The sequence below is a fragment of the Archangium violaceum genome, from assembly GCF_016887565.1.
GTDB lineage: Bacteria > Myxococcota > Myxococcia > Myxococcales > Myxococcaceae > Archangium > Archangium violaceum_B.
In genome coordinates this window covers 7509812-7523430 of the sequence record NZ_CP069396.1, presented here as the reverse complement: position 1 = coordinate 7523430, position 13619 = coordinate 7509812, and the positions used below count along the sequence as shown (strand labels likewise).

10 protein-coding genes are annotated in these 13619 nt (G+C 69.2%); 4 read left to right on the top strand and 6 right to left on the bottom strand.

Translation table 11 applies throughout. The features are described 5' to 3' along the window. Positions 1-2: 2 nt before the first annotated feature. Positions 3-905, bottom strand: a complete 903-nt coding sequence (locus tag JRI60_RS29860) for a hypothetical protein (RefSeq protein WP_239469790.1) — start codon at positions 903-905, stop codon at positions 3-5. A 375-nt stretch (positions 906-1280) separates the two neighbouring features. On the opposite strand from JRI60_RS29860, the gene udk reads away from it, so the two are divergent. Together udk and JRI60_RS29850 are read left to right on the top strand one after the other, a co-directional pair. Further along, complete coding sequence (udk, locus tag JRI60_RS29855; RefSeq protein ID WP_204219280.1) at positions 1281-1919, top strand: uridine kinase; 639 nt, start codon at positions 1281-1283, stop codon at positions 1917-1919. Positions 1920-1947: 28 nt separating this feature from the next. Then, complete coding sequence (locus tag JRI60_RS29850; protein ID WP_204219279.1) at positions 1948-3552, top strand: sensor histidine kinase; 1605 nt, start codon at positions 1948-1950, stop codon at positions 3550-3552. 15 nt (positions 3553-3567) lie between these two features. Here JRI60_RS29850 and JRI60_RS29845 read toward each other — a convergent pair whose 3' ends face one another. Together JRI60_RS29845 and JRI60_RS29840 are read right to left on the bottom strand one after the other, a co-directional pair. Further along, positions 3568-5958 (bottom strand): hypothetical protein, encoded by a 2391-nt coding sequence (locus JRI60_RS29845; protein ID WP_204219278.1) that lies wholly within the window; start codon positions 5956-5958, stop codon positions 3568-3570. A gap of 134 nt (positions 5959-6092) precedes the next feature. After that, a complete protein-coding gene (locus JRI60_RS29840; protein ID WP_204219277.1) occupies positions 6093-7127 on the bottom strand; it encodes an alpha/beta fold hydrolase in 1035 nt (344 codons plus the stop codon). 56 nt (positions 7128-7183) lie between these two features. Between JRI60_RS29840 and JRI60_RS29835 the strand changes: the two genes are divergently transcribed. After that, positions 7184-8089 carry a hypothetical protein gene (locus tag JRI60_RS29835; RefSeq protein WP_204219276.1) on the top strand — a complete coding sequence of 302 codons (906 nt, stop codon included), beginning with the start codon at positions 7184-7186 and terminating at the stop codon, positions 8087-8089. A 36-nt stretch (positions 8090-8125) separates the two neighbouring features. After that, positions 8126-9385: a metallophosphoesterase gene (locus JRI60_RS29830; RefSeq protein WP_204219275.1), complete on the top strand. Its 1260-nt coding sequence runs from the start codon at positions 8126-8128 to the stop codon at positions 9383-9385. Between the two features lie 4 nt (positions 9386-9389). Here the strand turns inward: JRI60_RS29830 and JRI60_RS29825 are convergent, their stop codons facing one another. The 3 genes from JRI60_RS29825 to JRI60_RS29815 all read right to left on the bottom strand — a co-directional run bounded on the left by JRI60_RS29825 (position 9390) and on the right by JRI60_RS29815 (position 13575). Beyond that, positions 9390-9860, bottom strand: a complete 471-nt coding sequence (locus JRI60_RS29825; RefSeq protein WP_204219274.1) for an NUDIX hydrolase — start codon at positions 9858-9860, stop codon at positions 9390-9392. Then, entirely contained in the window at positions 9857-11113 is a 1257-nt protein-coding gene (locus JRI60_RS29820; protein ID WP_343213345.1) for a DUF2380 domain-containing protein, read from the bottom strand. Before JRI60_RS29820 ends, JRI60_RS29825 begins: the two co-directional genes overlap by 4 nt. 275 nt (positions 11114-11388) lie before the next feature. Continuing rightward, entirely contained in the window at positions 11389-13575 is a 2187-nt protein-coding gene (locus JRI60_RS29815; RefSeq protein ID WP_204219272.1) for a PQQ-binding-like beta-propeller repeat protein, read from the bottom strand. Between the last annotated feature and the right edge of the window lie 44 nt (positions 13576-13619).

Sequence of the window (13619 nt, the reverse complement as noted above, 5' to 3'; positions counted from 1 at the left end):
GCTCAGGGGCAGGGGCCGCAATCCCTGCCGCAGTTGTCATACGTCTCGCCCGTCCCGCACGACTCGGTGCGCTGACAGACGCCGTCTCCGCAGGTGTAGATGTCCTTGCGGAGCATCCGCGTCGTGATGGACGGCCAGGTGATGCCGTCGTAGGTGCACGACACGTAGAAGCGCCGCGAGGCATCCAGGGTGCAGTACCTCGCGCAGTCCTGCTCGACGCGGACCATCGGGGGGCACTCCTGGCTCACCAGGTTGCTCCGGGTGGAGAGGGCGCAGGCGCGCGCGGTGCTCTCCCTGTCGTTGAGCGGGCGCCCGTCATTGCCGACGTAGATGGACTCCTGGGTGAAGAGGTTGCCGAAGAAGCAGGCCTCCTTCTCCGAGAACAGCACGAGCTCCGCGGTGGAGACGGGGATGGGCACGCCCGTGGCGCTCAGCCCCTGCACGGAGATGGAGATGTTGATTCCATACTTGTTGGCATGGGCCGCCAGGCAGGCGGAGACGATCCGCTGCTCGGTGACGGTGGCGGGCGAGCCGTTGCTCCAGTCCGGCGCGAGGCCCAGTCTCCCCGTCCAGACATAGGTGTCGCCCGTATGGGGAGCCGTATAGGTGCGCCGCACCCCGGCCGGCACGGCGCAGAGGACGACGTACTTCATCACCATGTCGTTGAGCTCCGGGTTCGTCCGGAACCAGGACTCGAACTCAGGGGTGGACAGACCCTCCAGGGACAGGCCATTGAGCGACAGCCCGTTGAGGGACAGGCCGTTGAGCGACAGGCCGTTGAGCGACAGGCCATTGGTGGTCTCCAGCTTGTGGGCCTGTTCCAGCGAGGCCTGGGGATCGAGCGATTCCTCCGCGGGACCACAGGCGCTCGCTGCCGCCAGCAGCAGCGCGGTGCTCGGGAGCACCCATCCCCAGTGCCTCCTTCCTCCAGAGCCAGCCACCAGACGACGAGAGACCTCGACCGAGCCGGTATTCATATCTGCCCCCAACGAGAGAGGTGATGGCCGGGCCGCGCCTGGGGGCACGGACCGGGGAGCCTCGAAGGAGGGCGGTCGAAGAAGGTTCGCTCCGAGTGAAGTTTAATTTTGTTACTGGAACCGAGAAACGCGGCTCATTCAGTAAGGCCGATTCGAGTCCTGGGCCTGACAGTGGATCCGTGAACTACCGGATGGACGAGGGCGGCCCGGAGAGCGCCAGTCCGTTGAGGGGGCGGGCTCCCTATCTGTCGGGTTTTCGACGGAGCCTTGCGCGTGCCCCTCCCTCTAGGGTAGTTCGCGCCCATGTCGTCACCCCTCGTCGTTGGCATCGCCGGTGGTACCGCTTCCGGCAAGACGACGGTCGCCCGGAAGGTCCGCGACGCACTCGCCGACTGCCGCGTGGCCTTCATCGATCAGGATTCGTACTACCGGGACCTGGAGGACATGACGCTGGAGGAGCGCCGGGAGGTCAACTTCGACCACCCGGACGCCTTCGACACGGACCTGCTGGTGGAGCACCTGCGCGAGCTCAAGGCGGGCCGGTCCATCCAGAAGCCCGTCTACGACTTCGTCGCGTCCACCCGTAAGAAGAATCAAACGGTGCGCGTGGACCCCGGGGACATGATCCTCATCGAGGGCATCCTCGTGCTCCACATGAAGGCACTGCGCGACGAGATGAACGTGCGCATCTACGTGGACACCGACGACGACCTGCGCATCATCCGGCGCCTGGAGCGCGACATCCACGAGCGCGGGTACGACTTCGACCGCGTGGTGGGCCAGTACCTGCGCCACGTGCGTCCCATGCACAAGGGCTTCGTCGAGCCCTCCAAGCACCACGCCGACATCATCGTCCCCCAGGGCGGCAACAACGACATCGGCATCGGGATGATCGTGGGCGCGCTGCGCGGCCGGCTGCTGCATCCCCCTCCGCCCCGGTAACGGCCTCGTGGGGTAGCATGCGGACCCCATGAGTCCTCCGCCGGAACGAGACGAGGCGTGGTGGCGCGAGCAGCTCCTGGAACTGCTCGGAGACATGGCCAGCGTGGTGGTGTACGCCAACTACGAGGTCATGTTTCATCCCCACACGATCCTGCTCTCGTACCTGCCCCTCCTCGAATCCCTGGGGGAGTTGGAGCAGGCGCTGAGGGCGCGGACGGAACTCCCGCCGAGGCTCGCCGGGTGGCTCGCCGGTGCTCGCACGCACCTCGAGCAGGTGTCCGAATCCTGCCAGCGCATGTACGCCCTCCATCGGGAGGCGGGGAGCCTGTGGAGGACGGGCTCGCGGGACGAAGCTCCCGTGCCCGTGGACCTCCACGAGAGCCTGGACGGGGTGCTGCGTCTGGCCCAGGGCGAGCTGGAGCACACGGCGCGGCTGGAGAAGGACTTCATGCCCGGGTCTTGTTCCGTGGCGGGTGGGCCGCTCCTGCTCCACCATGTGCTCTTCCGTTTCGTCATCAACGCCCTCCGGCTCATGCAACCCGGAGATCCTCAGCGGCACGTGCTCGGCGTCCGGACCCGGAGGCAGCGGGAGCAGGTGCTCGTGACCGTCTCCTGCACCGGTCCAGGACTGCCGCCGGAGGTGCTATCCCGCCTCTCCGACCCGTTCGTCTCCGTGCCGCTTCCCGCGTCCGGCACGTGGCTCGATCTGTCCGCCTGTCAGGCCCTCGTCGAGGCCCTGGGCGGGAAGCTGTGGGTGGAGAGCCAGCCGGGCCACGGTGCGACCTTCTCCGTGCTCCTTCCGGTGGGCGAGCTGGACCGGGATGAGCGCATCGTGCCGCCAGAGGTGCTCGCACGGATACGCGGGGACGCGTCCCGCCTGCGGGTGCTCCAGCGGCATGGGCGTAACGTCACCAGAGCGATGGCGGCCTGCTTCGCCCTGAACCTCCGCCCGCTCCTCGGCTCCGTGTCCTTCGGCCTCGAATACGTGCGGACCCGTGTGGAGGAGACGACGCGGGAGTTGAAGACGCACCCGGAGCTCCTGTCATCCTTCGAGGAGAAGCTCGACCTCATTCAGGCGTTCGTCACGAATTGCCTCGGAGCGGTGTCGCGCCTCGGCGACGTCCTCCGTGACCTGCGGCACCTGGTCCACAGGCCGCCCGAGGCAACTGTCCTCCTGGACGTGCATGCGATCATGGACGTGGTAGTGCGCCCCATGATCAAAGAGGTGGAGCAGACGGCGCGGATGCGGGTGGACCTGGCCATCGAGCTTCCCGGTGTGCTCGGAAGCGAGGGCTCTCTCCAGACGGTGTTCCGTCACGTCATCCGCTACGCCCTCCACTCCATGAAGAACAGCCCCTCCGGGCCCCACGAGCTCGGCATCCGCACGCGGAGCGGGAAGGGGCGGGTGCGTGTGGAGATCTCCGATACCAGCCGGGGCTTCAAGCCGAGTGAGCTGCCCCGAGCGCTCGAGCCGTTCTTCAATCCCGAGCTGCTGTGGAGCGGCGACTTCGGCCCCGGGCTCGGACTGTCCATCAGCGAGTCCATCGTCCAGACGATGGGTGGAGAGCTGACGGTGGAAAGCCAGGAGGAGGGGCACGGTACCACGTATTCCGTGCTCCTCCCGGTGGGGTGACCGGGGCCGGGGGCCTCAGGGGCCCGTGAGCCTTCGTCCCTGGATGCGGGTGTTCATCACGTCCTCTTCCGTCACGAACTCCGTGTAGAACACCGCCGCGCGCCCGGAGCCGTTGGAGACGACGACGGGGCCGTACTCGGGCTCGTCGTGCCGGGCGATGGGTCTCCCACCGGGGTCTCTCACCGTGCCGTCGGGCCGGATGCGCGCGCCGTACACGTCCACGGGCTCGTTCTCGGGGATCGACTGCCCGTTCTGCTCCCACACCAGCCAGTGATTCGTGCCATCGAAGGCGGCGGTGGGCCGGGTCCGTGACGTCTCACCCTCGGCGACGGTGAAGGGCACGGCATCCAGGACGGCGCCGCTTCCACTCACGCGGGCCGCGGAGATCCGCGTGCCGGCCGTGAACGGACCCTCTGCCCATGCCACCAGCACGTTCGTCCCGTCGAAGGAGAGCGCGGGCGGCGCGTTGAAGGAGGGGCCCGGACCGATGAGGATGCCCGGCGAGTCGAGCACCGTGCCGCTCTCCGACACGCGGGCGCCGCGGATGCTCGTCTCCGTGTCGAACTCGGTGAAGTCGAAGTGCACCCAGGTGACGAGGTAGTGGTCCCCGGCGTGGATGACCGAGGGCGTCTGCTCGGTGAGGAGGGTGCCCGCGATGCGGAAGCCGCCGGGGTCCAACACCACGCCCGCGGAGCTGACGCGGGTGCCGTAGAGGTCGGAGACATCGCCGAACACGCCGCTGCTCCGCCCGTCCTCCCAGACCACCAGGAAGCCATCCCCGGAGGAGGCCACCGAGGGAGTGACTTCGGAGTCCGCCAGCACGGCGATGGGCAGGCTGGTGGCGTCCAGCAGCACGCCCGCACTGCTCACCCGGGCGCCGCGAACGTCCCGGAAGCCGTCCGTGCCGTCCTCGTCCCAGACCACCAGGAAGGAGGCTCCGTCGAAGGCCACCGAGGTGTTGCGCGAATCGGGCCTGGCGGGCAGGGGGATGGGCGGGCCGAGGGCTCGGCCATCGGTGCGAACGCGAGTGGCCAGCAGGCGCACGGGCTCGTCGGCGCGTGTCTCCCGCCAGACGACCAGGTAGTGACCGGCGCCATACGCGGAGGCGACCTCCTTCTGCGCGGTGGCCGAGCGGGTGAACAGGAGCGGCGGCGAGTCCAGGACCGTCGCGTCGTGCCTCACCCGGGTGCCGACGATGTGGCTCCCCGTGCCGAAGGGTTCGGCGTCCTCGATCTGGGCGCCGTACGTGACGAAGTAGTGGCGGCCGTTGGAGGCCACCCCCGGGTTGCTCGCGCGCGGGAATCCCCGGAGGGAGGGAAGGGTGAAGCCCGCGGGATCCAACACCTCGCCATCATCCGACACGCGGGCGCCACGAACGAGGAGCTCCTCCCCGCGGGTGTCGTCCCAGACGACGAGCGATCTACCGTCGCCATGAGCCAGGCGTGGGGCGGACTGCGCCCCGGGATGGGCGGCGATGGGGAAGCCCGTGGTCTCCACCGTTTTCATGTCACCCCGTATCCGCGCGCCGTAGATGTCCGGATCCGCGCCCCGGTCATCCTCCCAGACGACGAGGAAGTTCTTCCCGGTCCAGGTCACGTCGGGGAGTCTCTGTGCACCGGGAGTCGCGATGAGGGGCACGCCTCTGGAGTCCAGCACCGTGCCGTCCTTGCGCACGCGGTTGCCGTAGATGTTCCCGTCATCCCCGTCACGCTCATCGCTCCAGACGACCAGGAACTGTTTGCCATCCCAGGCCACGGCGGGATCGCGCGCGAAGTTGAACCCGGGGGAGATCGAGCGCCGGTCGAGCACCTTGCCCTCTGAGTCGAGGCGCACGGCGGAGATGACGTTCTCGTCATCTCCGGAGACGGTAAAGGACACCAGGCACAGCTTCTTCGTACAGGCGATGCCGGGAGGGCCGCCGGTCTCGTCGCTGAAGCTGATGACGAAGTGACGGCGCACGTCTCCGTCGCCCTCCACGTGAGCGCCCATGACGCCGTCCGAGCTCACCCAGACGACCACGAACTGGGTGCCGTCATAGGCCACGCGGGGCTGACCACCATCCAGGCCGGTGGTGAGGTTGAGCGGGATGCCCGCCGGGTCGAGAACGCGGCCATTGGGCTTCACGCGCGCGCCGAAGACCTCGCCGGTGCGGGAGTCCTCCCAGACGACCAGGTACACGTCGCCATCGAAGGCCACGGAGGGTCCCCTGAATCCCGTGGTCTGCGCCTCCAGGACGGGCCGGCTCACGTCGAAGGGACTGGAGACGAGCTGTGCCTCCGTGGTGAGGAGCTCCTCGACGTCCGGTGCGTCCTCGGGCATCGGTCCACCACACGCGAACGCCAGCGTCCCGAGCAATGCCACTCCCCATCTCACCCGCCACGCGGCGCTTCTCTTGCGTTGCTCCATATGCCCCTCCGGTCGGAATGGGGCGCAACCTCATGTTCGCAAACCACGCGCGCAATCCTCCCCGGAGGGGCGGGCCTGCATCCGGCCGCGCACGGACGGGGCAGGGGGCGTCCGGCTCCGGACAGGGGAGGGCGTCAGCTCCGGCGGCGCAGGAAGTCCCGCATCGGGCCCTGCAGACGCCTGGCCTGCGTGAGCAGGCTGGCGTGATCGCACGGCTCCGGCAGCTCGTGGTAGTGCGCCCGGACCCCCGCGGCGGTGAGCAGGTGGTACGTGTCCCGGACTCGCGACGGCGGGGCCAGCACGTCCTCCGCTCCGGCGACCAGCAGGACGGGCGCTCGCACCTTCGCCAGGCTGTCGGTGACGTCTCCTCCCACGTAGGCCGTGCACAACAGGGCCCAGGTGTTCGCGTCGAACGTCTCCGCGAAGGCGTCGGCGTCTGCCTCCAGGGCCCGCTCGGCGGCGGCCGGCTCCGGGTACGCCGCGCCGAGCGCCCGGATTCCATTCACCAGCCGCAGGTACTCCAGGCGCTGCTTGCGCAGCGTCTTCCTCGGACCCTCGCCCGGCGCGTAGTGGCCCTCGCGGAAGTCGGGATCCGCGCGCAGCAGGTGGCGCGTGAGGCCGAGCCGCTCGCGCAGCGTCTCCGGCAGGGTCCTGGCGGCGCCCAGCACCACCACCGAGGTCATCAGCTCCGGGAACAGCGCCGCCAGTTGCATCGCCACCAGCCCGCCGAGCCCCACGCCCACCAACGTCCGCGCGCGCTCCACCTTCATCCCGCGCAGCGTCGCGGCCACCGCGCGCGCCATGTCCGTCACCGTCATCGTCGGCATCGCCGCGCCGTAGGCCCGGCCCACGCGGGTGTCCACCGTCACCGGCGAGGTGGAGCCGAAAGGACTACCGAGCAGGTTCGGCACCACCACGTGCAGCGCCGAGGTGTCCAGCGGCCGGCCCTCGCCCACGAGCTCCGCGCCCCAGCCCGAGGGCTGGTAGGCCGAGGCCTCCGCCGGCCCCAGCGCCCGGTGCGAGTGCGCGAGGTCGTGCAGCAGGACGGCAACATTGTCGTCCGAGCGCTCTCCGTAGGCGGACCAGGCGATCTGGGCCCCGCCCAGCAGGCCGCCCTCCTCTAGAGGAAGTGCAACCGGTAACGAGTAGCTGCCGGTGGTCTGGTACACGTGAGGCAGGTCTCATATCACTACGGCCGTCATTCCCGAGAGAGGAGTAGCTCCGCGTGAAGCGTTATTTCGGACTCATCGTGCTCATCGCCGGCGTGCTGATCGCCGCCGTGGTGACGTACCGCAGCGCCAGTGCTCGTGCGACCGAGGCCCAGCGCGAGGCGGACTTCACCCGCATCCAGAAGGACTATCTGGAGCGCGTGGGCTGGATCCGCACCAACCCCGATGAGGCGTCCTACCGGCAGGAGATCTCCCCCTTCTTCAAGACGTACTTCGAGCAGATCTCCGCGCACCAGAACCGCTACAAGCTGAGCAAGGAGTTCGACGCGTACCTGGCCGAGCTGGAGAAGCGCGGCGACAAGGACGAGCGGGCCCAGGACAAGAAGGCCTTCTACGAGTACACGCGCAAGGTGTTCGACCAGATGCGCGAGGGCAACTACAAGCCGCAGTGGACGGCCACGGACAAGGGCATGCGCCTGGACGTGGTGTCCTCGGACGTGGTGAGGGTGCTCGGCAAGCCGCAGGTGCGCCTGCAGCTGGCGCTCTGGGGCGCCCAGCGCGAGGAGCGCCAGGACGGCAAGATGAAGAAGATGGTGACCAGCGCCTCCTTCAAGACCCAGTGGAAGCTCACGGACGAGCGGGGGAAGCTGTTTGGCGAGATGAACGCGGATGACCCGTCCATGAAGGTCGACTTCCCCGAGCGCTTCATCGCCGAGTTCCCCCCGCAGATGGTGCTGGGCCACTACGACATCGACCTCATCCCCAGTGAGGTGAAGAAGATGGAGATCACCTTCAACGTGAGCTCGCGCTCGACGTCGGGCGGGGACGCGGCGGCCACCTACGTGTGGAAGCTGGACGTGCCCTCCGAGTGGCGGCTGGGCGCGGGCGAGAAGTGGGAGGGCGCCGAGGTCACCGAGCGTTCCGAGGAGGAGATCGACCCCTCGAAGGCCGAGAAGAAGTAGTCCCCGGGACGCCGGACCTGCCGTTACCCTTGGCCCATGACGACGAAGAGCCCACGGGGAACGAGCAGGTCCGACCATCCGGTCGCGTACCTCACGGACGTGGAGGGCATCTGGGAGAAGCTGACCAGCTTCTGCCAGGACAACCCCCACGTCTCCCTGGAAGGGGAGCGGTTGGAGGTGCGGCCGGGCTCGACGTTCGTCTTCGGGGGAGACGCCATCGACCGGGGTCCGGATGGGCGCCGGGTGGTGCGGACGCTCCTGGAGGCCTGGCGCCGGCAGCCATCGCAGGTGGTGCTGCTGGCGGGCAACCGTGACATCAACAAGCTGCGCCTGGTGCGCGAGCTGAGGGGTCATCCCCTGGCGCGTACCCCCGCGGAGATGCGCGAGGCGCCACGGCCCGTGCTCCTGCGGTGGATCTTCGAGAACAGCATGGGGGCGCGGGGGGCCTTCGAGTTCCGCCAGGAAGAGCTGGAGCGCTCCGGTGGGCCGGTGAGCGAGGAGGACGTGGTGGACAGCTTCCTCGAGGATCTCGGTCCCGGGGGGCTGCTGCGCGACTACCTCACCGCCTGCCAGCTGGTGCACCGCATCGGCAATACGCTCTTCGTCCACGGCGGGGTGCACGAGGACAGCCTGGGCATGGTGCCCGCGCGAGGCCGGGTGGAGGGCGTGGACGCCTGGGGGGAGGCCCTCAACGGCTGGTACCGGGAGCAGCTGCGGGCCTTCGCGGAGGGGCGCTTCGAGCCGGGTGGCACTCCGGCCTGGGAGCCGGTCATCGCCTACCAGGCACCCACTCCGGGCAAGCGGATCAACACCGCCAGCGTGGTGTACGGGCGCATGGCCGACGAGGTCAATCATCCCGGCCTGCCTTCACGGGCCCTCATCGAGACGCTGACGCGCTCGGGCATCCATCGGCTGGTGGTGGGTCACACCCCGAGCGGCGACTGCCCCTCGGTGCTCCGCGAGGAGGACTTCGAGCTCATCCTCGCGGACAACTCCTACGGTCGGGTGGAGGGGGCCTCACGGGTCTTCCTCCGCGAGGACAGCGTGTGCGTGGAAGGCCGGGCGAAGCTGGACGACGGACGGCTGGAGCAGGTGTGCTTCCAGCTCGAGCTCGGCGACACCGGTCCTATCGGCCGACAGCTGCGCGACACCGGGCAGCTGGTGAAGGGTCCGCTTGAGAGCGGGGACTGGCTGCTGTTCCGCGCGCTGCCGCGGTACAGCATGGAGCAGCTCTCGGTGGCCCCGAGTGCCCTCGAGGGGCGGGGACTGGGCCCCGCGCGGGCCAACACCACTTGACGGATCAGACTTCCTCGTCGGGCAAGAGCGTTCGGAGCAACTCGTCGTCGGGGCCGAGCGGGCGCCAGCCGGGCGGCGGTGGCGTGGTGAGGAGTGCTGTCCTGGCCCTTCTGACACGCTCCTCGTGGGTTTCTGGGGTGAACGCAGCCCACGAGCCGAGCGCCATGGCGACTTTGAATCGGTTGGCATCATCCAGCACGGCTGGCCAGCCATCAGGGATGGACTCGGAAAGCTCGCGCGCGAGCACATCGCGCAAGAATCGTGTGACCTGATGGCTCTGTTCCGCCTCGGCGAGCAACTCGCTCACCACCTGCACCCCGGCGACGTCGTCCTCGCCAAGCTCATCTGCTAACGCCAACAATGGGACGGCGGGGCGGGCGTTCGCGAAGGCGGTGAGCGAATCAAAACCCAGCTCGCGGGCCCGCTCATGCAGGCGGGCCTTCCAGTTGCCTCGCCAAGCATGTCCGCCGCTCATGGTCCTCTCCAGAGGGTGAAGTTCATCGGGAGCTTATAGAGCTTCATCCGATAAGCGACGACATTGAGGATTTCGTTCCTCGTCAACATCCGGCCAGCATCGCTCTCGGCCTCGCGTAGCGCCTTCATGATCATCTGGTTCCATTCACCAGGCCATTGGCGACCCCGGCGCCAGTCTCCACCGCCATGGAGCGCCTCATGTTCTGCCTGCTCCACTCTGACGCAGAACTGGTCGATGCTCATTTCGCCGGTGAAGCCGCGCTTCTCGAACCACTCGCGGAACTCTCGTGGCAGGACGTGGTGCCGCGGCGACTCGGCCATGCCAGCCCCCGCTCTGCCCGTCACATGCATGCCCCGTACCTCGGGCCCGTCGCCGAGCGCCTCGCGCACGCCCTGGGGCAGCTCGTCGTGCGACTGCGCCATCATCACCTGGCCAGCCTGAATCCGCACAGCGGCGCCGACGACGGGAAGGGAGATGACGCCCGCCTGTACCAACCGGCGCATCATCTCCACCCACTCGGCGGAGACGACAACCCGCGTGCCCATCATCACGCCATTGGAGCCCACCATGAGGCTCACTCCGAGCGTGGCGGGAGCAGTCGGTGGCAGCCGTGGCAGCGTCATCTTCAGCGTCGACACCAGGGTGACCATCTCGACGAGCTGCGCCAACAGCATCACCTGTTCGCCGCGCTTCATCGCCATGCGCACGGTCTCACAGGTCGAATTGAACTCGCCGGAGAGCTGGCCCATCAGCATCGGGAGGTTTGCCGCCGCAGCTTCCACCAGCCCTGGGTCCAGGGAGGAGAGTGCCGTCATGGTGGGCTCGAGCATCTTCTGCAAGCGGTCCAGGTCCGCGAACAGCTTCTCCACGCGGTTGAAGCCCTGCTTGAGCACGACGTCGACGAGGTTGAGGTAGTCGAGCCATCCGCCGAGCAGGATGGAGCCGAGCATGGCGGCCTCGAGCCGTGGGCCGGCGAGGCGTAGGAGCGCGAGCCGCATATCCGGGTCATCCACCTTTGAAGCGGCGTTGGCCAGCCGGGTGGCGGCGGCGAGCTCGGCGTCAATCCATCGCAGCTGACGTTCGCCATGGTCGACGTAGCGGACGAAGATGCCCGCGGCTTTGCCGGCGATGCCCAGATTGCTGGCCTTGAGTCTGGAGAGTTCGCCGGAAATGCGGCGTGTGGAGTCCGACACGTCGCCAACGGCACCGAGAAACGCCAGGTGGGCCGCGAGGGCGCTCTGCCGTGAGGCCACCGTAACGCTGCCAGCACCCTCCGCAGCCCTTGACGGTGCTTCGGGTTCAGGAGGAGAGGCGAGGGCGCGCGGAGGCTCAACGCTCGGCCCTCTCGCCGAGGCGGGCGCGGCAGCCTCGCGAGGCGAGTAGCGCAAGTTCTTCACCCCCTGGCCGAAGGGGGGCGTCAGAGACACGCAACTGGTGCACATCAGGGCCATGACGAGCAGCAGCCCCGGGTACTTCTGACAGCGGCTTCGAGGGTTCTGCCCGAGGTCTTCCATTCCACGTACCGGGATCAGTTCTCCACCACCGCGAAATGCGACACGAGCTTGTACGCGGAGAGCGTCCCGAGCTCGTCCAGGAAGTAGAGGTTGAGCTGGGCGTCGGCCTGCAGCGCCATCAGGCCCGCTCCGGCCCGCACCTCCGCGAGCACGTTGCCGCTGTCCGGATCCACCGCGCGCACGCGCTCGCCGGCCACCAGCACGACGCCGCGTGAGAGCACGGGTGGCAGGGCCCGGGAGAGCTGCTCGCCCGCCGCGCCCAGGCGCCAGTCCACATCGCCCTCCTCGGTCAGCCGCGCCGCCGCGCCCAGCGCCGACGTCACCAGCACTCCGCCCGGCAGCCGCGCCAGCGCGAACGGCCCCGGTCCCATGTGCAGCGCCCGCTGCCACCGCGTCTGCCCCGTCGCGTCGAGGCACAGCAGCACGCCCTCGCCCTCGAGCTCTCCGGCCACGTACAGCCGCTTCCCGCTCGGCAGCGGCGCCGAGGGCAGGGAGAGCGACATCTCGTACGTCCAGGCCGCCTCGCCGGTGTGCGCGTCCGCCAGCAGCAGGGCGAAGTGCGAGCCCTGGCCCAGCATGGCCACGAAGCGCCGGCCCCAGGGCACCGGCGGGCCCAGGAAGGGCAGGGACGCGCTCACCCGGAAGCGTACCTGTCCATCCGCCAGGTCCAGCCCGTACAGGTAGCCCGAGTCCGTCGCCAGCAGCGCGCGGTGGGCCTGGATTCCCAGGTGGCTGCGCCGCGTGCGCGGAGGCGCCAGACGCCACATCTCCCGGCCCGTCATCTCGTTGTAGGCCAGCGCCACCCGGTCATCGGACAGCGTGAGCAGCAGCCCGTCCTGCCGCAGCAGCACCGGGCCGATGCGCATGCCGTCGTGGTCGTGCAGCCAGCGCGCTCCGATTCCCTTTCCCTGGAAGCCGCAGATGCGCACGGCGCTCGCCCCCAGGCTGTAGCCGTCCATCGAGGCCGCCACGCCATGGGTCGCCGCCCGCCGCCACAGCTGCTTGCCTCCCTTGCGATCGAAGGCACACGCCATCCGCGGCGACGAGTACACCAGCCCCTGGCGCCCCAGCATCAGCCGCCCCTGGTCCGCGTCCGCCAGCTTGCGCTGCTCCCACAGGTTCTCGAAGCGCAGGCGGCGCAGGCGCCCCGGTACCTTCAGCGGGCGCATGGTCCCCGGAGACGTCACCGTCCGCGCCATCGCGGCACCGCTCTCCTCCGGAGGCTGCACCGCCCCCCGCAGGTGCGACAGTCCCTCCCGGCAGCGATCCGTCAGCTCCACCACGTACGGGTTGCTCGACAGGGCCCGCTCCCGCTCGGACAGGGCCACCGTCAGGGCCTGCCCCAGGTGGTACATGGCCGCCGCCAGCGCCTCACCCGACAGCGCGAAGGTGGCTCCGCCCATCCGGGCCTGTCCCGCCTTCAGGTCCAACGTCAGCTCCGGCCGGAGGCCCGCGGGCTCGAAGGCGAAGCGCGGCTCGCCCAGCTCCACCGCCCGGGCCAGGTCCGCCGCCTGCCGCGCCAGCTCCAACGCCGTGAGGAAGGGCGGCCCCAGCGCCCGCCACGCCACGGGGCGCTCCGGCAGCGTCAGCCACACCTCTCCCGAGCACAGCAGCGAGGCCAGCGCCGGCCCCTTCTCCCTCGCCGAGCGCCGCAGCACGTCATCCGGGTCATCCAGCGCGAAGCCGAAGCCGGGCAGGGTAGGGGGCGCCACCCGCCGGGTGAAGGGCTGGGGCTTCAGCTCCTCGGGGGGGTGGAATGCCCCCTCCAACTGCTCCAGCGCCCGCTCGAGCCCCTGCTCGTGCGTCTTGGACAGCCTCCGGGGGGCCACCCGGCGGATCTCCTTCAGGAAGTCCTGGCCGCACTCCCGGGCCGCCTCGGCCAGCTCCTCCGCGTCCACCCGCAGTGGCGCCCGCAGCAGCCGGGCCGGCCGCGACAGGCTCGCCACCTGTAGCTCGATGTCCGCTCCTGAACGCCGCAGCACCAGCTCCAGGTGCGCCTCCGTCAGCGACACCTGCGCGAGCCTCCGGCCTCCCGCGTGCAGCGCGGCCACGGCCTCCACCAGCTCCGGGACCGTCTCCGCGAGTGGTTCTTCCACCGCGCCCGGCAGCAGATTCACCCCGTCAAGTTCGAGCGCGACGGAATCGTGCGGCGGGTCCGCGGGTTCGCGCTTCCACCGATGTCCGATGCGAAAGCGGATCATCCCTTCCCCATTCGTTGACAAGCCAGAATAGCGATGGCTAGCAT